This window comes from Streptomyces sp. UG1 (genome assembly GCF_049974585.1).
GTDB lineage: Bacteria > Actinomycetota > Actinomycetes > Streptomycetales > Streptomycetaceae > Streptomyces.
This window is the reverse complement of record NZ_JBNGGG010000031.1, coordinates 131,585-154,442: the sequence shown is the minus strand read 5'-3', so window position 1 is coordinate 154,442 and position 22,858 is coordinate 131,585. Positions and strand designations below refer to the sequence as shown.

The 22,858-nt window shown below is 71.8% G+C and carries 18 protein-coding genes and 1 pseudogene; 5 read left to right on the top strand and 14 right to left on the bottom strand.

Annotation, left to right across the window (positions count from 1 at the left end; genetic code table 11):
• Positions 1-488 precede the first annotated feature (488 nt).
• Positions 489-779 carry a hypothetical protein gene (locus tag ACP4J3_RS31685; RefSeq protein ID WP_426539535.1) on the bottom strand — a complete coding sequence of 97 codons (291 nt, stop codon included), beginning with the start codon at positions 777-779 and terminating at the stop codon, positions 489-491.
• 102 nt (positions 780-881) lie between these two features.
• Between ACP4J3_RS31685 and ACP4J3_RS31680 the strand changes: the two are divergent.
• Positions 882-1,010: pseudogene (locus ACP4J3_RS31680) on the top strand (winged helix-turn-helix domain-containing protein); the annotation flags it as partial.
• Positions 1,011-1,140: 130 nt separating this feature from the next.
• On the opposite strand, the gene ACP4J3_RS31675 reads toward ACP4J3_RS31680, so the two are convergent.
• The 10 genes from ACP4J3_RS31675 to ACP4J3_RS31630 are packed head-to-tail and all read right to left on the bottom strand — an operon-like array spanning position 1,141 to position 15,643.
• Positions 1,141-1,548 carry a DUF1257 domain-containing protein gene (locus ACP4J3_RS31675; RefSeq protein ID WP_426539534.1) on the bottom strand — a complete coding sequence of 136 codons (408 nt, stop codon included), beginning with the start codon at positions 1,546-1,548 and terminating at the stop codon, positions 1,141-1,143.
• Positions 1,549-1,592: 44 nt separating this feature from the next.
• Positions 1,593-3,203, bottom strand: coding sequence for an Hsp70 family protein (locus tag ACP4J3_RS31670; protein ID WP_426539532.1), 1,611 nt, complete (start codon positions 3,201-3,203; stop codon positions 1,593-1,595).
• Entirely contained in the window at positions 3,200-5,161 is a 1,962-nt protein-coding gene (locus ACP4J3_RS31665; protein ID WP_426539530.1) for a hypothetical protein, read from the bottom strand. Before ACP4J3_RS31665 ends, ACP4J3_RS31670 begins: the two co-directional genes overlap by 4 nt.
• 5 nt (positions 5,162-5,166) lie before the next feature.
• Entirely contained in the window at positions 5,167-7,425 is a 2,259-nt protein-coding gene (locus ACP4J3_RS31660; protein ID WP_426539529.1) for a hypothetical protein, read from the bottom strand.
• A 17-nt stretch (positions 7,426-7,442) separates the two neighbouring features.
• On the bottom strand, positions 7,443-9,170 hold the full coding sequence (locus tag ACP4J3_RS31655) for a hypothetical protein (RefSeq protein WP_426539527.1): 1,728 nt from the start codon (positions 9,168-9,170) through the stop codon (positions 7,443-7,445).
• Between the two features lie 5 nt (positions 9,171-9,175).
• Positions 9,176-11,446, bottom strand: a complete 2,271-nt coding sequence (locus ACP4J3_RS31650; RefSeq protein WP_426539526.1) for a hypothetical protein — start codon at positions 11,444-11,446, stop codon at positions 9,176-9,178.
• A gap of 5 nt (positions 11,447-11,451) precedes the next feature.
• On the bottom strand, positions 11,452-13,308 hold the full coding sequence (locus ACP4J3_RS31645) for a hypothetical protein (RefSeq protein WP_426539524.1): 1,857 nt from the start codon (positions 13,306-13,308) through the stop codon (positions 11,452-11,454).
• Between the two features lie 5 nt (positions 13,309-13,313).
• Complete coding sequence (locus tag ACP4J3_RS31640; protein ID WP_426539523.1) at positions 13,314-14,861, bottom strand: AAA family ATPase; 1,548 nt, start codon at positions 14,859-14,861, stop codon at positions 13,314-13,316.
• Positions 14,862-15,443: a 4Fe-4S cluster-binding domain-containing protein gene (locus ACP4J3_RS31635; RefSeq protein WP_426539550.1), complete on the bottom strand. Its 582-nt coding sequence runs from the start codon at positions 15,441-15,443 to the stop codon at positions 14,862-14,864.
• Positions 15,440-15,643: a DUF2997 domain-containing protein gene (locus ACP4J3_RS31630; protein ID WP_426539521.1), complete on the bottom strand. Its 204-nt coding sequence runs from the start codon at positions 15,641-15,643 to the stop codon at positions 15,440-15,442. Before ACP4J3_RS31630 ends, ACP4J3_RS31635 begins: the two co-directional genes overlap by 4 nt.
• Positions 15,644-16,541: 898 nt before the next feature.
• Here ACP4J3_RS31630 and ACP4J3_RS31625 point away from each other — a divergent pair.
• The gene (locus tag ACP4J3_RS31625) at positions 16,542-16,799 is read left to right on the top strand and encodes a hypothetical protein (RefSeq protein WP_426539520.1); all 258 of its coding nucleotides are present in this window, start codon (positions 16,542-16,544) and stop codon (positions 16,797-16,799) included.
• Between the two features lie 357 nt (positions 16,800-17,156).
• Here ACP4J3_RS31625 and ACP4J3_RS31620 read toward each other — a convergent pair whose 3' ends face one another.
• Positions 17,157-18,896 carry a protein kinase domain-containing protein gene (locus ACP4J3_RS31620; protein ID WP_426539519.1) on the bottom strand — a complete coding sequence of 580 codons (1,740 nt, stop codon included), beginning with the start codon at positions 18,894-18,896 and terminating at the stop codon, positions 17,157-17,159.
• A 334-nt stretch (positions 18,897-19,230) separates the two neighbouring features.
• Between ACP4J3_RS31620 and ACP4J3_RS31615 the strand changes: the two genes are divergently transcribed.
• Together ACP4J3_RS31615 and ACP4J3_RS31610 are read left to right on the top strand one after the other, a co-directional pair.
• The gene (locus ACP4J3_RS31615) at positions 19,231-19,509 is read left to right on the top strand and encodes a hypothetical protein (RefSeq protein WP_426539517.1); all 279 of its coding nucleotides are present in this window, start codon (positions 19,231-19,233) and stop codon (positions 19,507-19,509) included.
• A gap of 183 nt (positions 19,510-19,692) precedes the next feature.
• On the top strand, positions 19,693-20,547 hold the full coding sequence (locus tag ACP4J3_RS31610; RefSeq protein ID WP_426539515.1) for a hypothetical protein: 855 nt from the start codon (positions 19,693-19,695) through the stop codon (positions 20,545-20,547).
• A 21-nt stretch (positions 20,548-20,568) separates the two neighbouring features.
• Here the strand turns inward: ACP4J3_RS31610 and ACP4J3_RS31605 are convergent, their stop codons facing one another.
• Positions 20,569-21,240, bottom strand: coding sequence for a dienelactone hydrolase family protein (locus ACP4J3_RS31605; RefSeq protein ID WP_426539549.1), 672 nt, complete (start codon positions 21,238-21,240; stop codon positions 20,569-20,571).
• 105 nt (positions 21,241-21,345) lie between these two features.
• On the bottom strand, positions 21,346-22,050 hold the full coding sequence (locus ACP4J3_RS31600; RefSeq protein WP_426539514.1) for a CBS domain-containing protein: 705 nt from the start codon (positions 22,048-22,050) through the stop codon (positions 21,346-21,348).
• Positions 22,051-22,317: 267 nt separating this feature from the next.
• Here ACP4J3_RS31600 and ACP4J3_RS31595 point away from each other — a divergent pair, with 267 nt between their 5' ends.
• Complete coding sequence (locus ACP4J3_RS31595; protein ID WP_426539513.1) at positions 22,318-22,737, top strand: CBS domain-containing protein; 420 nt, start codon at positions 22,318-22,320, stop codon at positions 22,735-22,737.
• Positions 22,738-22,858: the final 121 nt, after the last annotated feature.

Below are 22,858 nucleotides of genomic sequence, written 5' to 3'. Positions count from 1 at the left end.
CACCTACGCGCCTCGATGATCTGGATCAAAGACATCACCCGGACCACCGAATGATCACGACTCAAAACGCGCCCTAGCGCCGTGTAGGTCCACTAGGCAGGCGCTACGCGCCCCGTGGATCAAGGAATCAGCTGCGCGGTCACCGTGCGCCTACGAGGCTCTGGTGACGCGACAGACCCCATATATAAGGAGAGGGCGTCTCACACACTTCTCACAGACCGTGTCACACCATCTCCCCTCCCTGCCCCCCCTGACTTGGACGTTTGCCGGACTCCCTGGACTGTGACGCTCTGACCTTGGGGTCAGTCTGGGAATCAAGGGGTCGCAGGTTCAAATCCTGTCGTCCCGACCAGCTTTGATGCAGGTCGGAGGCCGTTCTCTCGTTTGCGGGAGGGCGGCTTTTCGCGTTCCGGGAGGGCTGGTGGTCGCAGTGTGGTCGCAGGCCGGGTCTGGGGCCGGTTCGCGGGGGTGCAGAAGCCGGGCGACTGTCACCCGGGGAACACCCGCTTCGTCGGGGTGCGGGCGCTGGAGAGGGCCTGGTGGCGGAGGGCGGCGGCGACGCGGGGTGAGATGGCCACCCAGTTCTTGCTGGTGCGGGTCTTGGGCGTCGTGATGACGAGCCGGTTGTTGTCGATCGCGGAGAGTGTGCAGTGCATGTAGTGGACGTCGTCCCAGTGCAGGCCGAGGGCTTCGCCCTTGCGTGGGCCGGTGCCGATGAGGAACTGGAGCAGGTCGGCCATGTCGGGGTCGGCGGTGTGGCAGGGACGGAGGAAGCGCACGGCCTCGGTGGCGGTTCGGATTCGGTGTTCCGGTGAGGAGGGCCGGCGCCGGGTGGGGGGTTGCCGTGCTGTGGTGGAGGAGCCGGGACACCGCCGTCCATGCGGTGCGTACCGAGCATGCAGCTCACCGACCGCGTCTGGGGCGCCGACTACTGGGGCGCCGCCAAGACCCTGGACGGGCATGTCAGGCGCCTGCGCCGCAAGATCGAGCCGGACCCGGGGGCGCCCAGGTGCCGGGCTTGGCTTCGTCGTTTCCGAACCACGCGCCGAAGCCGGTTCAGAGCTTCGCCGGCCTCGCTGACGGCTCGCGCGAGGGGACCGACCCGCGGACCGGTGCGTGGTCTGGCCGATCCTGCCCGCCTCAGGTGTAGCGGCGCAGGACGAGGCGGCGTTGGCCGTTGTCTTCGAGTACGTCGGAGTCCACCTCGTAGCCGTTGTCCTCGGCGTAGCGCAGCGCGGCGGCGTGGCCGTAGGCGCGGGCGACCTTGGTGAGCCAGAGCTGGTCGTAGCGGGACCTGTCGTACTCGCTGATGACGGCTTCGAAGGTGCCGTCGTCACGTCGGCGGAAGCCGATGTCGTTGCTGAGTCGCCCGATGCGGGCGCGGCGGATGATCACTTCGGCGCGTTCCGGGCGGGCGTCGCCCAGGTAGCCGTAGAGGGTCTGCGGCGTGTCGTGGGTTTCGACGGTGGTGAAGCCGACGGCGGCGAGGGCCTGGACGAGGAGGTCGGGGTCGCGCAGTGCGGTGCGGACGCGGGTGAAGTGAGACATGGTGAGTCCTCGGGGTCGGTGCGGGGAGTGGCGGGAACGAGTGGTCACGCGAGGCGGACGACCGGCTGTCTGTCCAGGACCAGGGTGTGGCGGCGCAGGTCGTAGGCGGTGACGGTGAGGCGTTTGTGGGCGTCGATGCGGAATTCGAGGCGGAAGCGGTCCTCGCCGGCGGTGGCGGGCGGGTCGGCCTCCAGGAAGGTGGGGCTGTCCTCGTTGAGCCAGAGCATGGAGCGCTGCTGGCGTTGCTGCGGGGTGACGGCGACGGTGCGGGCGCCGCCGCCGGCGTCGAAGGCGATTTCCAGTTCGGCGCCGGCGTCGCGGTAGGTGGCGTGGGCCAGTTCGTAGACGGCCAGGCCGAGCCTGCGCTGCTTCTCGTGCACCGCCCTGACGGTGAGCGTCCTGACAGGTTCCTCGGTGGGGTAGGGGGTGCCCGCCTCCACCAGGGTCTCGAACTCGTAGGCGCCGGTGCCGTGATCGACGTGCCGGATGGCGTAGTCGTGCTGGATGTGGTCGAACAGCTCGCTGCCGCCCGCGACGGCCGCCGCTCCGGCAGCCACCGCCTCCAAGGGCCGGTCCAGGCGCACTACTTCGGGGTCGAAGTGCAGGTGCACCAGGTCCTGTACGGCGGGGATGAGGCAGCTGCCGCCGACGAGGAAGACGCCCCTGATGTCCTCGCCGCCGAAGCCGCGCGCGGCTGCGGAGTCGAGGCAGGACCGCAGAGCCTGGTTGATCCGGCGCAGCACCCCCTTGTCCTTGAGGAGGGTCTCGAACTCGCCCCGGGCGACGGTGACTTGGTGCACCTCATCGGTACGGGCGTCGGCCGCGCGGATCACGGCGCGATCGGCGGCGGCCAGCTCCCGTTTGGCGCGCTCGGCGGAGGCGAGGAGACGGCGGAAGACCTGGTTGCGGCCGATCTGGTCGCCGTGCGGCAGGGAGAGCCGGCCGATGGCGTGTTCGGCGAGGAGCGCGTCGATGGTGTTGCCGCCCAGGTCCAGGCCCCGCTTGGCGACGGTGCGCACCGCGGCTCCGGAGCCCGCCTCGTCCGGTTCCTGTACGCGGACGACGGAGACGTCGAGGGTGCCCGCCCCGAAGTCGATCACGGCGAAGGCGTCGCCGGGATTGAGTCGTGCGCTGTAGCCGACGGCGGCCGCGGTGGCCTCGTCGACGACGCGGAGGCGGGCGGTGGGCAGGCCGTCGCGGACCTCCCGTACCAGCCAGTCGCGGTAGCCGTCGAAGGATTCCACGGGGGCGGTGGCGACGATCTCCAGGTCGTCGTCCTCGACGGCGAGCAGGGCCAGTGCCATCACGTCGCCGAGGAACTGGGTGGCCGCCTGTCTGCCGGTGACCTTGCGGTCTCCGACCGGGCGGGCGGCGTCGTAGGTCTGCCCCGCGACGTTGCTCTTGGTGGACGCGAAGACGGTGAAGCCGGGGTCGTCGTCCATCTCGGGCGTGACCTGGGCGCCGAGGCGGCGGGTGGTGCCGTCGTGGACGTAGGCGATGAGCGAGGGCACCACCCGCTGGGTGGGCCCGGGGCCGGCCTCGCGCAGTACGTCGATGCCGGGCAGCGGGATGGGGACGCCGCGGCCCGCCTCGTGGTCCCAGCCTGCGACGACGGTGTTGGCGGTGCCGAAGTCGATGCCGATTCGGGTGGTCATACGGTTCCTTGGGGCTTGTCGGTGGACGGGCCGAGGGCGATGTCGTGCGGGCCGCCGGAGGGGACGGAGCCGTCGGCGCCGAGGGCGATGTCGTGGCCGAAGCGTTCGGTGAGGCACTCGGCCAGGAGGTCGAGCGCGTCGCGCACCGCGCGGTCGCCGATCAGCGGGCGCAGCTCCCGCAGCCGCCACATGTCCTGCGGCGTGCTGTGCAGCAGGGGCTGTTCGAGGAGTTCCCGCGCGCCGGGCAGATGGGGACTGTGTACTTCGAGACGCCGAACCGACTGCTGTGCGACGGCGAACATGTCACCGCCTGCCGACATCGCGAGCAGCTTCTGGCCGTGGAAGGACCACTGGTTGGGGGAGAAGGGACGCGGCAGCCAGGGAAAGTCAGGGTCGGGTCGCTGGGACGTCCGCCGCCGGTCTGCGCCGGCCACCCGGGCGGCGAAGGAGTCGTCGAGGACCATTCCTCGCCAGGTGTCGAAGGGCCACCGGTTCCGGATCGCGCCCTCGTGCACGGAAGTCCGGCGCGGCGCACGCCCGTTGGAGAATTCCCACACCTCGGTGAACTGGCCGACGACATCGTCCTCCTTGCCCAGGCGGCCGTCCCGTCCGGCCCCGCCGGCGTACCAGTGCAGCGCCAGCTTGTCGGGGGAGACGAAGGAGAGCGCGGGAAAGAAATCGGAGGCGCGACCGCCCACCCGGTTGCACACCGCCTCGTCGCTCAAGGACATCGAGTGCAGCACCCGGCCGTCCTCGTCCATCACCAGGCAGCCCGCGCCGAGGCCGGCGAACGCGACGAGCCGGGAGGCGGGCAGCGTCGCGAGAGCGCACCGGGCCATGTCGAAGCGGATGTCCCCGCCTCCGTAGATGTCGGCGAGCCGGGGTACGGGCACATACCTCAACTCCCGTGCGCCGCGGTCGGCGAAGGCCAGCCCCGAGGGGCCGACCAGCACCGCGCCGCTGCTCGAGCGGCGCATCTTGACGACCTCGGAGGGCGGGCAGAGCGTCTGGTGGTCCGGCCGGATCCGGACGATCCGGTACCCGTCGCGCCGGCCCTGCTTGAGCAGGATCTCGTCCCCGAGATGCAGGATCGCGTCGTCGTCCTCGAAGTCCCACTTCGTCACCCAGCCGTAGCCGCGGCGGAAGACCTCCGTGGCCGTGCCGGAGCCGATCCGCAGTCTCTTCACCCGCAGTTCCTGCTCGTCGGTCTTCCACCAGGGGGTGCACCGGACGGCAAGTTCGGAGGAGTCCGGGGAGAAGGACGCGCGATGGAAGCCGCCGAAGGTGTGGTGCTCGATCAGCTGTTTCCGTGGCAACCGGTCCACCACGGACCGCAGTTCACTGGCGGACTGCTGCGCGAGCCTCGAAAGCAGCCCGTCCGGGCCCCCGGCGCGCTCGCGTTCGGGCAGCAGCCGGGCGGCCGCTGCCGCCTTGACCAGGGGCAGGTCGCGGATCAGCCGGCGCAGCTCGGGCCATTGACCGCGCTCCGCGAACTGGCGGCCGACATAGTCGAGTTCGTCGTACGACAGCTCGGCGACCCGGTCCCGCTGGTCGCCGGTGACGGCGACCCGGATCACCTCGGTGTCGCCCTCGGCGGCCATGACCGTACGCAGCCGCACGCGGACCTCGGGCGTGGCCGCGCGGTATGCGAGGGCCAGCAACGACCCGTCCGGATCCAGCGCCTGACGCTGGGCCTCCTGACCGACGAGCGCCAGATAGGCGGCCCGGTCGGCGGGCTGGGAGGGGGCTGCCGCCGCGAGTTCGAGGGCGTCCTCGGCGGAGAGGCTTGCGGCCGCGGACCGTACGGCGTCCTGCGCGGCGGGCTCTCCCGCGGCGCAGGCCCGCAGCAGTCGCCGCCAGGCCCGCCGGGCGCGCAACCCCCGGGAGCCGTCGGCGCGTCGGTGTGCGGCGGTGTGCAGGAGCCGGGCGGCCCCGTTCGCAGTGAGCGTCTTCGTCATCCCCATCACCCGCCCAGCTCGATCTCCGAGTCGGCGACGGCCGTCGCCCCCGTCACGTCGCCGATCCCCACGTCGTGCCGGAACCGGTGCTCCAGACAGACCCGCAGGAGCTGAAGCGTCTCGCGGTGGTCGTCGGACAACGGGGCCTGCAGGGTCGCGGTCACATCGTCCAGCGTGCGAGTGGGCATCAGGCCGACGGGCCTGTCGATGACCGAGCGCAGCGCGAGCGGGGCGAGGAAGTGGAGGTCGACGGTGTCGCCCCGGCCCGCGGTGGCCAGGACGTCGCCCCGGGGCGAGAGCCGTACGGGGCAGCCGGCCCAGGCGACGCGCGGCCCGGGGAGCGGGATCGTCTCGGGCACCGGGAGTCCGGGCGCGGAGCCGTCCGGGGCCGGCGGGATGTCGAGGAGTTCCAGCCCCGTCCCGGTCACCGCCAGGAACCGGTTCAGCGCGGCCGACCAGACGAGTCCGATCGGGCCCGCCCCCGCCGGCCAGACGTGGTGGCGCCGCGGCGGTGTCGCGGAGGAGAACGGCTCGTGCCACACCGTCAGGGAGCCGTCGGAGGAACAGCGGACGAGAGCGGAGGGCGACAGAGCGGCATGCCCCGGCTCGTTGAACACCGGGCGCGATCCGCTGTGCAGCCGGGTCACGTCGGAACCGGTCGCGTCCGAGACCACGGCGTACCCGTGGGAGTCGCCGCCGAGGAAGGCGATCCTGCGGCCGTCGGGGCGCACCGCGGTGAACGCCAGGGAGTCCCCGGTGGGGTGGGCCACCCGGTGGCTTCGGACGAGGCTGTTGCCGGGGCCCGGGACGAACACCGCCCACTCCCGTTCTCCCGGCGGATGGTGGATCCATGCCGTCACGGCGAAGGCCCGGTCACCGGCGAGGCGGTGCACCCCCCTGACGACGACGTGGGCCGTGGCGGCGTCGTCGATGAAGCGGAGGGTGCGAAGGCCCTTGCCGTCGGCGCGGTGCACCCGGTGTATCTCGAAGTCGGGACTGCCCTTGTGCGCGGTCGCCGAGGCGACGACCAGAGCGTCCGAGCCCAGATGCGCCACGTGGTCCACCGAATCGACGAAGCCCGAATGCAGGCGCGTCAGTGCCCGGCTGCCAAGATCGACGATCCCGGCGTAACAGCCGTCACCCCCTGCCGCGAAGGCGAGTTGGGTGCCGTCGGGGGAGAGGCCGATGTCACGGACGTACTGCATGCGCCGGTCGAAGTGGGTCAGGCTGATGCGGGTGTGCGGGAGGAGCCCGTTACGGAAGTCCCCCACGCAGGTGCGCAGCTGTGGGGGACGGGCGGCGCGCAGGGCCTCGAAGACCGCACGCTCGCCGTCGCCGGAGGGCCGCCAGTCGCCGAATCCCCGCGTGGTCTGCGCGGCCTCGGCCAGCGGCAGCCGGCGGGTGAGCGACCACAGCTGGTGCCATTCCCGCCGGTCGGCCAACTGCCGTACCAGATAGGCACGTTCCTTCTTGGTCAGGGCAGCGAGGTCGGACCGTCCCGCCAGCACGCGCAGCACGTCGATGCCGCCGAGCGCGGTCATGGCCTCCCGCAGCACCTCGCGCTCCTTGGCCGACGCGCCGCCGTAGCCGAGGGCGAGCAGGGTCCCTTCGGGGTCCAGCGCCCGGTACTGCTCCTGCTGTCCGGTGCATGCGAAGAAGAGGGCGCGCCGGACCTCGTCGGAGGGTGCGAGGTGGTGCGCGACGCAGAAGGCGATCGCCTCGGGCGCGCAGTTCGCCATCGTGAGCTCGCAGAACAGGTCGACGGCCGCGGGGTCGAATGCGGTGAGCAGGCGGGCCCGGGCGACCGCTCCGATCGGGTGGTCGAACCGGCCGGCGGCGTCGGCCAGCGCATCGGGCGGGATCTCCGCATCCCCGTCGCCGAGCGCCAGCCGGCTCAGGGGGACGTGTGCGCTCAGGCCCGTGGCGGGACGGTTCCAGCGCTGAAGCAGGGACCACAGGTCGTCGTCGTGGAGGTACAGCCAGTCCCGCCAGGCGGTGTCCACGACCGCCTCCGGAACCGGCGCGGCCCGGGTGAGCAGCTCGGCGACGACCGGGGAATCCCACGCCCTCGGAGGCGTCTTGGCCCACAACTGCGCCAGCCACGCCTGCCACACCGCCTCCCCACCCTGCCGCTCCACGACCCGGGCGACCCGCCTCAGGGCGCCGGGCGCGCCGGAGGCGGCCGCGCGCACCACGGTGTCGAGGGCTGCGCTGCGGCGCGCGGAGTTCTTGCGCAACGGCAGCCGCAACACGATGGCGGCCATCCAGGTTTCCATACGGCTCACCCCGCCCCGCTCTCGCCGAGGGCGATGTCGGTGGCACCGCCCGCCGCCACCGGACCGGTGGCCCCCAGCGCGATGTCGCCGCCGGAACGCTCTTGCAGACAGCCGTGGAGCACAACGAGGGCGCTGTCCACCTCCGCGTCGCCGACGACCGACCGCACGTCCTCGATCTGCCGCAGCCATTGCGGACTGCCGAGCGCCAGCGGCCGTGCGAGGAGGTCCCGGGCTGCGGGAAGGTGGGGACTGCGCACTACGAGGCATGCTTCCGGTCCCGCCGCCCGGCTGACCAGGATGTCCCCCCACGGCGTCCACGCGACCGCTTCCGCCTCCGGCGCCGCCGGGTACAGGAGCTGGCGTACGTCGACGAGGCGAGGGTCGCCGTGCGGCGGGAGCTCCCAAGTGCGGACCTGCCCCCGCTGCTCCACCGCGAGGAAGCCCGGCGAGGGGAAGGTGAGTGTCACCCTGTCCTGCGGGGCCGGGCCGGGCTCCTGACAGGAAGCGAGGGTGTGCAGCAGTGCGCCGTCCTCGTTCACCACGAGGATGTCCGTGCCGACGCTGAACGCGACGAGCCCGGCCGACGGCAGAGTGGTCAGCCCGCACGTGCGGATGTGCGTCGTGGCCCCCTCATAGCCCGTTGCCTCACGGAGGCCTGAAATCCGCTGGTACCGGAGCTTGTTGGCGCCCCGGTCGACGAAGAGCAGCCCGGTCGCGCCCAACATCACGGCCCCGCCGCTGGCCGGGCACATGTCCGAGACGGCGAAGTCGGGCAGGTCCAGGACGACATGGTCCGGCACGGCGCGGACGAGCTGGTCCGGCCGTCCGGGCTGTCCCGTCCGGACGAAGATCTCGTCGCCGAGATGGAAGACGGCGCTGTCGAGTTCGTGCGGTACCGTCCACGTCCAGCCGCACCGGTGCGTGACGACACCGGTGCCGATCCGGAGGGTCGAGACGTCGAACCGGTACGCGCGGTCCCGCGGCAGCCCGGTCATGATCGTGCGGACTATGGCCAGTTCCGACAGGTCCGCAGAGAAGGACGCGCGCAGATGACCGCCGCGGCCCACATACCCGAAGCGGTACCTCATCTGTGCCTTCGCAGGCAGCCGCTCGACCAACGCCCGCAACCGGCCCGCGGGTTGCCCCGCCAGCTTGTCGAGCAGCGGCCCCCTGCGCTCGCCCGGCGGCAGCAGAGCCGCGGTGGCTGCCGCCCCGGCAAGCGGCAGGTCGCGGGCGAGACGACGCAGCCCGTCCCAGTCCTGGCGCTGCGTCAACTGGCCGTGGACATAGTCGAGTTCGTCGTACGTCAACTCGCCGAGCCGGTCGCGCCCCTCGCCCGTCACCACGACCCGGATGACCTCGCTGTCGCCCGCGGCGGCCAGTGCGGCGCGCAGCCGCGCCCGGACGTCGGGCGGTGCCGCGCGGTAGGCCAGGGCCAGCAGGGTGCCGTCGGGATCGAGGGCGGCGTGGTGGGCGTGCTGCCCGATCAGGACGAGATACGCGGCCCGGTCGGCGGGCTCGGCCGGTGCCCCGGCGAGCAGCTCCAGCGCGTCGGAGTCCGGCACAGCCGCTTCCCGTATGGCGTCCTGCGCCGCGGGATCGCCCGCGGCGCACGCCCGCACCAGCTGCCGCCAGGCCCGCCGGGCGCGCAGTCCGCGCAAGCCGCCGGCCCGGGTATGCGCCGCGAGTTCGGTCAGCCGGGCGGCGTGGCGTGCGCCGATTGTCTGCGCCATACGGCTCACCCGCCCAGCTCGATGTCGTGGTCCCCGGCGGGCGGGATGACGTCGGCGGGACCGATGCCGATGTCGTGCCGGAAGCGGTGCTCCAGGCAGGTGTACAGCAGGTGCAGGGGCGTGCGGTGGTCCTCGTCCAGGAGCGGGTCGTCGAGCAGGGCGGCCACGGACGCCAGGTTCTGCGAGCTCATCAGGCCCATGGGGTTGTCGATGAACGAGGGCAGGGCGGTGGCGGCGACGGGGTAGAGGTCGACGACCGGGGGCACACCCGGGCTCACCGCGAGCACATCGCCCCGGGGAGACAACCGCATGGGGGTGTGGCCCTTGTGGCGTTGGGTGCCGAGGCGGACCGAGGACGACACGAGGGAGTCCGGGATGGGACGGTCAGGGGATTCCGGCACGTCGAGAACCTCCAGGTACTGCTGACACTTCCCGTTGTTCTTCAGCCGCAGGCTGAGCCCCAGGAACCGGCGTTGCGCGAGCGACCACGCGAGGTTCGTCAGCGTCTTGTCCCGAGCGGGCCACAGGTGGCAGGACACGGGAGGCTCCGTGGACGTGAGGGGATCCCGCCACACCTCCACGTGGCCCTCGCGGTCGGCACGCAGGAGAGCGGAGGGCGACAGAGCGCCGTGGTGCATGGCGGTGCCGGCCTGGGGCCAGCTGGGGACGAGTTCGTGCGTCACGGCGTCGGCGAGGTCGATGACCAGGGTGTGGTGACGGGCGAGTACGGCGACGAGCCGGCCGCCGGGCTCGACCACGATCGCGGCGTTCGACAGGTGCAGACCGCCGAGGAGACCGGTGTCGGCCAGTGGACCGGCGGCCTGCCCGGCGGACAGCGTCCAGGTGCGCTCTCCGTCCCGGACCTGATCGGAAAGGACGACGAAGGTCCGGTCGCCTGCGACGCGCGCCAAGCCGTGGACGCGGGCGTCGGAGTCGTCCGAGAAGGGGAGCTTGCGGCGACCGAAGCCCTCGCAGCAGCAGATCGTCTCCTCGAAGCGTCTGCCGGTCACACCCTCGCGGAAGCCCGTGACGACAAGGGTGTCCGCCCCGAGATGCGCGACCGACTGGGCCGAGAACCCGAGGCGGCGGTGCAGCCGGGACAGGCCGGCGCTGCCGAGATCGACGATCCCGGCACGCTCGTCTTGCGTGGCGAAGGCGAGCTGCCGGCCGTCCGGCGCGAAGTCGAGGTGGGTGATGCCGGTCGTCCACTCGTCGAGGTCGGCCAGCGGGATGCGGACGTGCGGCAACCGCCCGGCGGCAAGGGCCTTGAGAGACCTGCGCACGGCCTCGACGTCCGCGGCGAGGAGCGTCTCGAACATCCGGCGCTCGTCCTCGCCCGGCGGCCGCCAGTCCCCGAACTCCCGTATCCCCTCCACGGCTTCGGCCAGCGGCAGCAGCACCGTCAGCCGCCACAGCCGGTCCCATTCACCCCGTGCCCTGAACTGCCGTACCAGGTAGGCGCGTTCCTTCTGGCTGAGGGAGACGGCCTCCTCCTCCCGCGAGCGCTGTCCGGCCAGTACCCGCAGGACGTCGATGCCGCCGAGTCCGGTCATCGCCTGCCGCAGAGTCGAGCGCGCCTTGCTCGGGGCACTGCGGTAGCCCAGCGCGAGGAGTTCCCCGTCGGGATCGAGCGCCCGGTACTGGTCGTGTTGACCGGTGCGGACGAAGAAGACGGCGCGCTGCACGGGGTCGTAAGGGGCGAGATGGTGGGCCGCGCAGAACGCGGCGGCCTCCGGTGTGCCCGACTCCAGCACCGCCGCGCAGAAGAGATCGACGGTTTCCCCGTCGTCGAGGGTGAGGAGCCGTGTGCGGGCCCGCTTCCCGATGGGATGGTCGAAGCGGAGGGCGGTGTCGGTGAGGGTTCGCATGTCCAGGGGCGCATCGTCGCCGAGGGCCAGTCGGCTCAGGAGCGCGTGCCTGGAGGGGCCCGTGGCGGGACGGTTCCACCGCTGGAGCAGGGACCACAACGCGGCGTCGTGCTCGGCCAGCCAGTCGCTCCACGCGGCGTTGACGACCCGTACGGGAACGGGCGCCGCGTCGGCCGTCGGCTCGGTGACCACGGGCGAGGACCACCGCCGTACGGATTCCGCCAGCCAGACCCGCCACACCGCCTCGCGCCGCTGCGACGCGAGAACCCGGGCCACGGACCGCAGCGCAGCGGGCTCCCCGGCGTCGGCCGCGGCCAGGACGGTCACCAGCGCGTCGCGGACGTATACCGAGGTGTACGGCGGACGTCCGGTGAGGCGCAGCACGAGCCTCGCGGTCCACAGGCGCATCGGTCTCACCCGTCCGTTCCGTGCTCGCCGAGGGCGATGTCGGTGGGGCCGCCCCCGCGGATGGCGGTGGTGCTGCCCAGTGCGATGTCGCCGCCGAAGCGCTCGCTCAAGACGGCCACGAGCAGGTCGAGCGCTTCCCGTACCGCGAGGTCGCCGATCTTCGGGCGGAGTTCCAGTGCGTGCCGCAGGTCCGCCGGAGTGCTGTGCAGCAGCGGCCGTTCCAACAGGGCTCGTGCGTCGGGCAGGTGAGGGCTGTGCACCTCCAGGCGCTGGGGGCCCGAGGCCAGCGCCTCGGTGAAGTACATGTCCGCCCCGGGTGACCTGCCCAGGAGCCTCAGGAGCGGCGGCGAGACGTCGGAGCGGCGCTGGATCCACGGCGCGAGGGGGTCGACCCGATGCGCGTCGGCGTTGTTGTAGATGCGGGCGACGAAAGAATCGTCGAGTCGCTTTCCCTGCCATTCCTCATAGGGCCAGCGGTCCGGAATCGCTCCCGTGTGCCGGGCGGTACGGTGCGCGGCGCCTTTCGACGGGAACTTCCATATCTCGGTGAGCCCTCTGGGCGGGAAGGACGCGTTCATGTGCAGCACGAGCGAATCCGGTGAGAGAAAGGACAGCGCGGGGCTGAACCCGCTCATGGTCCCGGCGTCCTTCTTTGTCTCATGGAGCACGGTTCCGTCCTCGTTCACCACAGAGATCTGCTGCATGCGGTAAACCGCGACAAGCCGGTCTTCGGGAAATGTCGTGAGCGTGCAGGAGGCGTCACTGACGGCGAATGAGTGGACACTGTTCTTGAACCGGGGAACCTCCAGACGTCTCAAGGTGTGTGCGCCCGGGTCCGCGAAGGCCAGTCCCGCGTCACAGACGAGTACTGCCCCACCGCTCGACCTGCGCATGTCGGACAGCGCGGAGGGCGAGCCGAGGGCCCTGGGATCGGGGACAACCCGGACGATCTGGTAGCGGTGGTCCTCATCCTCCAGCCTGATGAGGATCTCGTCGCCGAGGTGCAGTATCGAGTTGTCGCTGTCCACGTCCCCCAGCGGGTCTCCGCGGAAACGATGGGTCGTCTCACCCGTGCCGATCCGCAGTGTCTCCACATGGATCTCGTTGTGCTGCCCCCGCTTCCAGACCCCATATCTCAGGGCCACCTCGGACAGGTCCGGGGAGAGCGAAGCCCCCAGGTAGCTTCCACCGGTGTCGTGCGTGATGAGACGGGTGGCCGGCAACCGTTCGACGGTGGCCAGGAGTTGCCGGGCGGACCGCTCGGCGAGCATCGAGAACAGTTCGGCGTGGTTTCCCGGATACTCCGCTACGGGCAGTAGCTGAGCCGCGGCCACCGCCCTGGCCACGGGCAGGTCGCGGATGAGGCGACGCAGTTCGTCCCACTGCCGGTGCTGGGCCAACTGATGCCCCAGATAGTCCAGTTCGCCGTCCGACATCTCGGCGATCCGGTCACGCTGATCCCCGCTGACCACCACCCGGATCACGTCGGCGTCACCCTCGGCGGCCAGGGCCGTACGCAGCCGCTCGCGGACCTCGGGAGCCGCCGCGCGATAGGCCAGCGCCAGCAACGACCCGTCGGGATCGAGGGCCTGCCGCTGGGCGCCCTGCCCGATCAGAGTCAAGTACGCGGCCCGGTCGGCGGGCTGGGCCGGGGCCGCCGCCAGCAGGTCCATGATCTGCGGCTCGGGCAGCTCCCCGGCTATGGCACGTACGGCCTCCTGCGCGGCCGGGTCTCCCGAGGCGCACCGGCGCACCAGTCGCCGCCAGGCCCACCGCGCCCGCGGTCCCCGGGATCCGTTCGCGTGCCGGCCGCCGGCCCGCCATACCAGTTGCCGCGCGGCCTCATCGGTGAGCCGCTGCACTCCGCCTACACCTCCAGTACCGGAACCTGGTGCTCGGCGGCCTGTGCGGCCCCGGCGAAGGAGGCGGACTGGGCGCGGCCCTCGCGCAGCCAGGCCCGCAGGTCCTCGATGACCTCGCGCTGGGACTTGCTCAGCGGGACGGTGCGGGCGGCCGCGCGGGCGATGTCGTCGGTGGTGATGTCACGCTCCTGGGCGAACGCCTCGTACATGGCGTCCACGACGACCTGTTCCAGCTCGGCGCCGACGAACCCGTCGCAGATCCGGGCCAGTCGGTACACGTCGAATGCCTCCGGCCGACGGCCGCGTTTGCGCAGATGCACGGTGATGATCTCCCGGCGTTCCTCCTCGGTGGGCAGGTCGAGGAAGAACACCTCGTCGAACCGGCCGCGGCGCAGTGTCTCCGGCGGCAGGGCGCTGACGTCATTGGCGGTGGCGACCACGAACACCGGCGCGGTCTTCTCCTGCATCCAGGTCAGCACCGTGCCGAACACCCGCTGCGAGGTGCCGCCGTCGTGGCCGCCCGCAGCCAGTGCCTTCTCGACCTCGTCGATCCACAGCACGCACGGAGAGACGGTCTCCGCCAGCCGCAGGGCGCGGCGCACCCGCTCCTCCGACTCACCCACCAGCGAACCGAACAGTGCACCGACGTCCAGGCGCAGCAGCGGCAGCCGCCACAGTCCGCCGATCATCTTCGCGGTGAGGCTCTTGCCGGTGCCGGGGATGCCGATGAGCGCGATGCCCTTGGGAGCGGGAAGGCGGAACTCGCGGGCGGCGTCGCCGAAGGCGCGCTCGCGCAGTCGCAGCCACTCCTTGAGCACGTCCAGGCCGCCGAGGTCGTCGGGGCTCTCCTCGGCGCTGTAGAACTCCAGGGCCTCGTTCTCCCGGATGACCGCTTTCTTCTCGGCCAGCACCGCCTCGATATCGCGGTCGTCGAGCACCTCGTCACGCACGATGGCCTTCGCAAAAGCCCGGCGGGCCTGGGCGGCGGTCAGGCCCAGCGCGGCCTGCGCCAGTCGGCTGCGGCCCGCCGGGGTGAGCGTTGACTTCACGCCCTTGGTGCTGTCGATGAGATGGTCGAGTTCGCGGCGCAGCGCGTCGGCCTCGGGCAGCGGCATCTCCACCACCACCGCGTCGTCGCCCAGTTCCACGGGGATGGAGCGCACCGGGGTGGTCACGATCAGCGACGATCCGGTGAAGACGAGTTTGTGGGCGAGGTTGCGCAGCCGACGGCGTACTGCCGGATCACGTTCCCAGAAGGCATGGAAGTCCTTGAGGACGTACAGGTCGCGGCGGCGCGGCTCCTTCTGGGCCAGCTCCTTGATCTTGGTCAGCGCATCCGGCGGGGAGGTCGCCTTGGGCAGCTGCCGATGCGAAGCGGATTCCAGGCCGTCGGCGATGTCCCAGGTGACAAGGTCGGACGACGGATCCCGGTCGCGCCGTACCTGGTCCAGTACGTTCAGCGCCCGCTGCTCCTCGACCGTGACGAGTACGATCAGTGCCACCCGGGCACGCAGATACAGCCGGATCTCGTCGTGAATACCGGTGGCGCCCACTCAGAATTCCCCTCCCGGTGCGTGCATTCCGGTGAACGTCACCGACGCATCGCCGGCGATGGTGATCTCCAACTCCGGTACGGCGGCCAGGTCGTCCGCCGTGTAGCGCCCCGTGCGCATCCAGTACTCCTTGTTCGACGAGCCGCGCAGCCCTTGGGCCAGCCGCAGCCGCGCGTTGTACCGGCCGGCGATCACCACATCGGCGTCGGCGACGGCCGCCGACCGGGCCGGGTCCGCCTCGATCTCGGCACGCGAGAACCCCGTCAGGACGATCACCGACAGACCGCTGCGGGCCCGCAGTTCGGCGCAGAACGCGGCGACGGGGGCGGGCTGCTCCAGCGGCTCACCGCCGGTCAGGGTGACGCCCTCGAGGTGAGCCGCGCCGGCCAGGGCCTCCCCGGCTACGTCGCCGACCGTACGTTCCAAGCCGGCACCCGACACGGGGTGGGTCTCGGGGTTGAAACAACCCGGGCAGCCCAGGGCGCACCCCTGACTCCACACGACATACCGAACCCCGGGTCCGTTGGCGGCACTTCGGGGGACGACGGCATGCAGCCGCCACGGGATGTCCAGGCCGCTCACCCCTGCCACAGGCGGTCCTGCTCCTGGGCCTCGTCCTGCTGGTACGCCTCGTCGGTGAGTGTCTGGAGCTCCACCTGTCCGCCGAGCAACCGGACGAGCTCGTCGGTGTCGGCCACGCACCGCGTGCCGGCGACACCCTGGACGTGCACCTCCACGGTGCCATCCGCCGAGATCACGACCTCGACGCTCTCCTCCGCCATCAACTCACCCTTCGTCCGGGGGAAATGACACCGCCCATTGTGCGGGGCGAAGCTCGGGAGGGGTCCCGAGGGAAGCGGGCACGGGCGTCACCGGACGTCCTGGCGCTGCCGGGTGCGCTCGTCATCGGCGCAGCGGCCGGGGGCCTGGTCGTGGCGGCTTGAGCGTTACTGACCCTGAAGGAAGGCGTGATGTCGTCATGGTGGGGCGGGGGACGAGACCGGTGCCGGCCGGGCAGCTGTGGAGGACGTCATGACGGGACTGGAGTTGGAGGTCAGTGATCCCAGGGCGAGTTCGGCGCGCAGGCGGCGGAGCCTGTAGATGCCGAGGATGGCCTCGGTCAGCCAGGCGTGCCGCACCGTGTGGGCCGAGGGCGGCCGGTCGCGCCGTCGTCTCCCCGAGCAGTTCGGCCGCTCGGCGGTGGATGGCCGGCTCGGCCTGGGGCATCACGGCCTCCGGAGGCTGCTGGACGGTCGACTGCGCTCGACGAAGACATTTCCCTTGAACGACGGCGCGTCGGCATGAGTCGCCTCAGAGCGATGGGCGTCGCGACGGTACGGGTCGGGCTGCTGCCGACGTACGAGACCGCCGGTCTTCTCGCTCTCGCGCTGCTGGTGGCGCTCCGGCTTCTGCAGGGCGTCAGCATGGGCGGCGAGTGGGGCGGCGCGGTGCCGCTGGCCGCCGAGCACGCGCCTGCGGGGCGCCGGGCGAGCTCGCGTCGATCCCGCAGGTCGGCCCCTTGCTGGGCTTCCTGCTGTCCAGCGCGGCGATTCTGCCGACCCTCTCCATCGCCGGGCGCGACGGCTCCGCGGCCGGGGCATGGCGTGTGCCCTTCCTGCCGGACGCCGAGCACGCGGCATCTCGTACGGTCCGAAGGCCCTTGGCATCTCACAGAGCACGATGCCGGCCGCCGCGAGCGTGGGTGCCGTCGCTGCCGCCGCCACGACCATCCCCGCCGCCCGGGTCGGCAGACGGCCGGTGATCCTGGCAGGCGCGATCGGCTGTGTGCTGTGGGCACTGCCCATGTTCGGGGCGCTGAACACCCGCAACGGGCTTGTCATCACAGGGGCGTTCACCTGGCTGAACAGCCACTGGGCGTCGCCGCCGGCTCTGGGGGGCTACGTGCCGGAGACCCGGGACGGAAAGTTCGAGCTCTGACGAGTACGGGTGGCCGCTCACCTGGGCGGCCACGGTCAGCGCCGCCGGCATTGCCCCTTCCGTCAGGCATGGTGAAGCCTTTCCGCGTGATGGCACGTGCTGTGGGGCACCCACAGCGATGCCGTTCCCAGTGGAGTCACCGCACTGCGACTCGACAGGGTCGGCGACTACACGCATCCGGAAGGGTAGCCCTCCACGCGGTGGGAGCCGGGTGCGCCAGACCTGTCTCGTAGGCGAAGACCACCGCCTGCCCCTGACCCGCGCGCCGATCTTCGCGAGGATGTGGCTGACGGAGGGGTAGCGCAGTCCCGTCGCTGTCGAAACGGCACCGTCTCGACCGTGGCGTCGATCACGCGCTCAGTCGGTTTCGCGCAACGCGGTCCACGTGCCCTGCTCTACGATGCCGTCGGCGTCGAGCCCCTTGGTGCTCTGGAAGCTCTTCACTGCGGCCGTCGTCCCGGGACCGAATTCGCCGTCGACCCCCGAACTGCCCACGTCATAGCCGCGCTTGGTCAGCATGCACTGAGCCTGCAGCACCCGCTTGCCGCTGTCGCCCTCGCGCGTGCGGCCCTTGCCGGCGTAGTACGTGCAGTCGGAGATCCAGGGCGCGGTCGCGGGCTCGGAGGGTGTGCCGGTCGTGGTGGCGAGGCCGGTCGGCTCGCCGGTCCCGGTCGGCCCGGCGGCGGGAGCCGAGGAGGGGTCGTGCCGCTCGGTGCCCGCCGAGCCCGAGGCGGCAGACGACGTGGCGGCGGCAGCACCTCTTGACCCGCCGTCGACTCTCTTGCCGGAGGCGGGCGTGGGCGTGGAGGACGCGGACGCCGTCGGTGCGGCGCCGCCGGGCAGTAAGCCGCCACCTGCCGTGCCGGAGCCGGGGGAGGCGCCGGAAGTGCGCGGGCCTCGGTCGTCGAGGGCCAGGATCCCCGCGGCCGTCGCACACAGCATGACGCCCGCGGTGACGACGAGCAGCGGCTTTCTGCGGCCCCGGGTGCGGGTCTCGGCCGGACGTAAGCGCTCCGGCGGATCCGACGGAGCAGCGGGGGCCTCGGCTTCGGCTTCGGCTGTGGCGACCTGCTCCGCGGGCCCGGCGGCGACGGCCACAGGTAGGTCCTCGGGGGAGCGCAGGCGAGTCGTCCCGTCGCCGGGCAGACCGTCGAGCGCCTCGTACGCCCGCTGCCGGGCCAGCACCTTGCCCGCGAGCGGCTCGGGCCAGTCGGCCGTCTCGGCGCGGGCCGAGGCGGTGTCGATCAGATGCTGCGGGGTGGGCCGCCGCTCGGGTTCCTTGGCCAGGCAGGCGGACAGCAGGTCGGCCAGGTCCGCGTCCGCCGCCGCGACCTTGCCCAGCAGCTCCGCGTTCGGCTCCTCGAAGGCCACCCGGTGCATCACGTCGACGCCCGTGCCGTCGCCGAAGGGGGCGCTCCCGGTCGTCGCGTAGACCAGCGTCGTGCCGAGCGAGAACACGTCCGAGGGCGGCTCGCACGTGCCCGTTCGCAAGTGTTCCGGCGACATGTAGGCCGGGGTGCCCACCCGGTTGCCCGTGCCGGTCAGCGCGCTCGCATCGACGGCCTTCGACAGTCCGAAGTCGATCACGTGGGCGCCGTGGACGGACAGCAGCACGTTGGACGGCTTCAGGTCCCGGTGCACGATCCCGGCGGCGGCGAGGTCGGCCAGCGCCCGCCCCAGCTCGGCCACCAGCCGCCACACCGCGGCGGTCGCCAGGGCGCCGTCCTCGCGCACCGCGTCCGCCAGGTCGAGGCCCGGCAGATACTCGGTGGCCATCCACAGCAGCCGGTCCTGGAAGCCCGTGCCGCACAGGTGGGGCGTGCGCGCGGTGCGGACCAGGTCGTGCACGGACGCCTCACGCTCGAACCGGCGCCGAAAGCCCGGGGCGTCCGCGTACTCGGGCCTGATCACCTTCACCGCGACCAGGCCCGGGCCACCGCCCGCGGGGCGGCCGAGGTAGACCCGCCCCATGCCGCCGCTGCCCAGCAGCGCCAGCGGCACATAGGGGCCGATACGGCGCGGGTCGCCCGAGTGCAGGGGTGCCGCGCCGGTCTGCCGCAGCGCCGCGGCCTCGTCCGGCGCCGAGTCCGATGGCACCGGTCGGTGTTCTGACACGTGTCCCCCCGAAGTGATGTTCGTCGCATGCCAGTTCGCCCATGAGGGAAAGTCGAGGCTAACGCAGCAGCGCCCGGCAGACAGCGGTTTCGATCAGTATTGGGCCCCGAGGCCGAGGTTCACCGGAGGTGGCCAGGCGCGGGTAGGGGATGGTGCGGCCCCGGTCGGCGGAGGGCCGGCCGGTGACGAAGGGGCTGATGTGCCGGCGACCGGCACGCAGTCAGGCGTGAGAGGGTGCGAGCCGTGCCGGCCGATCACAGCCACCGGCCGCAATGGCCGCAGGCGGTCGACTCCTCGGCCTCCTACCGTGGGGGGCATGAGCCACATCGTCGTCGTGTACGAACTCGACAAGCCGGGGGCCGCGCGACCCTCCCCGGAAACGCAGGGCGGCGAGGCACGGCACGTCCGAAGGGTGCACGCGGCGCCCCCCGCCCCGGGGGAGCCCACCGCCACAGGACCACGGACCTTCTGCGGGAAGGACACCTTCGCCATGGAAACGGGCCCCTGGACCACGGAACACCCCGGGACGCCCTGGTACCCCGCGCAATACGCGTCCGTGGTCTGCCCCGACTGCGATGCCGTGATCGAGACCTGATCGGCGCAACGACTGCCGCCATCGGGGCCACGCGAGCTGGAGGGGTGCCTTCCCGCCCGCAATTTCGGCTGCCGTAGCAGAGCAACCGAGTGCACCTGAGCCCACGCTCTGTGCGGCAGACGACCCGGGGCGCAGGAGAGGAGACAAAGTGGAGCTACAGATGCGTGGGAGGAGGAGTACGCGATGGCCGAGTCGCACTCTGGCGGCACCGAAGGCGCGGCGGGCGGCAAGTCGCGGTTCGACGACATCTACGACCGTCCGGACCCTCGCGCGTACTTCGGGCGGCTGGCCCCGCTGGAGTACGAGATCCCGCACCATGCCCAGCCGGTCTTCCGGCACGTCGCCGCCGAACGGGCCGCGCTCGACGACAGCCGCCCCGGCAGGCCGGCGGTGCTGGATGTGTGCTGCTCGTACGGGATCAATGCCGCGCTGCTCAATCACGACGTGACGCTGGCGGAGATGTACGAGCGGTACACCTCTCCCGCCCTCCGGACGATGTCGACGGCGGAACTCGCGGCACGCGACAAGGTGTTCTACGCCGAGCGGCGCCGACCGGACGCCATGCCGGTGTTCGGTCTGGACGTCGCGGCCCCCGCCGTGCACTACGCGCTCGAGGTGGGGCTTTTGGACGAGGGCTTCACCGACGACCTGGAACACGGCTCTCCCAGCCGCACGCTGCGCCGCGCGCTCGCCGAGGTCGGCCTCATCACGCTGACGGGCGGCGGCAGCTATGTCACCACCCGGACGTTCACGGCGCTGCTGGACGGCGCCCGGCGACCGGTATGGGTCAGCGCGTTCGTGCTGCGGACCGTGTCGTACCACCCGATCGTCCGGGCCTTGGCCGCGCACGGTCTGCGCACGACCGTCGATGTCTCGCGCACCTATCCACAGCGCCTGTGCACCGACGAGCGGGAGCGGCAGTACGCGGTCGAGGCGGTACGGACGCTGGGCGGTGACCCCGCCGGGCGCGAGGAGAACGGCCGTTTGCACAGCCTGTACTACGAGTCCCGATCCTTCGGCAGCGCCCTCAGGGGATGACCGTCCCTGCGTCGGCCGGTGTCACCGCCGCATGGGCGTCGTCTGCCCGGCGCGTAGCTGCTCCTCGCACCATTCCCTGGCCTGCCGGGCGACCTCCTCCAACGCACCGGGTTCCTCGAAGAGGTGGGTCGCGCCCGGTACCACCTGCAGCTTGTTCGGGGTGCGCAGCCGCCGTGCGGCCTCCTCGTTGAGCCGCAGCACCTCCGGGTCGCGGCCGCCGACCAGCAGCAGAACCGGTGCGCACACCTGCTCCAAGGCATCGTCGGCCAAGTCGGGGCGGCCACCGCGGGAGATCACGGCGAACACGCCTCGGGGCCGCTGGGCAGCGGCCATCAGGGCGGCCGCGGCGCCGGTGCTGGCGCCGAACACGGCCACGGGCAGATGCTTCGTCTCGGCCTGCTCTCCCAGCCAGACGATCGCGGCCACCAGGCGCCGCCCCAGCAAGGGGATATCGAAGCGGTGCTCGGCCGTGATCATGTCCTGCCGCTCCTCATCCTCGGTGAGCAGGTCCATCAGCAGCGTTCCCAGCCCGGCAGTGCGCAGTTCCCCGGCCACCATGCGGTTGCGTGGGCTGTGCCGGGAACTTCCGCTGCCATGCGCGAACAACACCACTGCCCGGGCCTGGTCGGGCATCACGAGATCGCCTGCGAGCATCGCGCCTTGGGCAGGTACCAGAACCGTCTCGGAGATCATCACGATCAACTCCTTCCTGGGTCCGACAGCTCCGGCGCCGGTGTCGGGCTGCTGACGGGCTCGGCTCAGGTGTGTCCGGGGCGTCCCGGCCTCCTCGCGCCGTACTCATGCGGCGACGGCGTGGCCCGCGTCAAGGGCATGCTCACCGGATGTGCGGTCCACCAGGCCGAGCAGTCGCCCCTCGGGGTCGGTGACCACGACGGTCCGCACGCGCGCTTTCGCCATCCGTTCCAGCAGCGGGCCCAACGGCTCGTGGGCCCGTACGGTCGCCGGTCCCGGACGCATCACCTCTTCCACCGTGGCATCGGCGCGAGCCTCGGCCGTACGGCGGCGCAGCAGCCCTGTGACCACTCGCTCGTCGTTCACCACGACGCACACCGCCTGTCCCGCATCACGCATCCGCACCAGCACCTCGTCGACCGGCTGACCGACCCGGCAGGTGAGCACGTCGCGCTGCGCCACGTCCCCCGCCGACGGCGCGGCGGCGGAGCGGCCCTCGGCGGGCCATCCGGCTGCCAGCCAGTCGGCCTTGCCGGGAACGTAGTCGTAGACCTGGCGGAAGCCGAGCTGCTCGAGCCGGGCCGCGGCCCGCGGGCTCATGTCGCACATCCAGTCCCAGCAGTACACGACCACCGGTCTGGTCCGCTCCAGCCGCTCTGCCGCCTCATGGTCCAGATCCCGCAGCCACAGGTGCACGGCGCCCGGCAGATGCAGGTCCTCGTACTCCTCGCGGGGCAGCACCTCCACCAACTGCGCGCCCGCCTCGGCGAGGCGCCGTACCTCATGCCTGTCCAGCACCCGAACGGGCATCGCATCCATCTCCCCTCTGGCGGAGCATCACCTTTCGCTGCTCGGTCGCCTCCTCACGCCCGCTGTGTCCGGCTTCGGCAAAGAAGCCCGAACGCCTCTTCCCGGGTTCCACCGATAACCCGCAGCAATCACGGTCGCCGCCTCGCGCGGCGCCCTGACCAATGCTGCGAGCGTCTTCTGTGGGCGCTTGGGCGGTCCCGTGCCGGGTACTCGCTGGTCCCCACAGGTACGGCCGGGACCCGTCCCGGGAGGCACTCGGAGGAGACCATGGCTCAGCAAGTCCGGGAGATCATGACGTCGGATCCGGTGACGGTGACGGAGCGGACGCCGCTCACCGAGGTGGCGCGGCTGATGCGGGAGCGGGACATCGGGGATGTCGTCGTCGCCGAGGCGGACGACGTCCGCGGCCTGGTGACCGACCGCGATCTGGTGGTCCGCGCCCTCGCCGAACACCGCGACCCCGACTCCACGACCGTCGGGGAGGTGTGCAGCCACGACCTGGTCACCTGCTCCCCACAGGACCGTATCGACGAGGCCGTACGGCTGATGCGCGAGCACGCGGTGCGGAGGCTGCCGGTGGTGGAGGAGGGCCATCTGGTCGGGACCCTCAGCCTGGGTGACCTGGCCGTCGAGCGCGACCCTGGGTCGGCGCTCGGCGACATCAGCGCCGCGGAGCCGAACGTATAACGGGTAGTGGTCGGCTGCCGCGCACACCGATGCTGCCCCCGCTCCTGGGCGTGGACCCGCGCGTCGAAGCCGTCCGCCCGTGTCCGAGGACCGCGGCGGACCGGCCCCGGCTGTCCGCTCC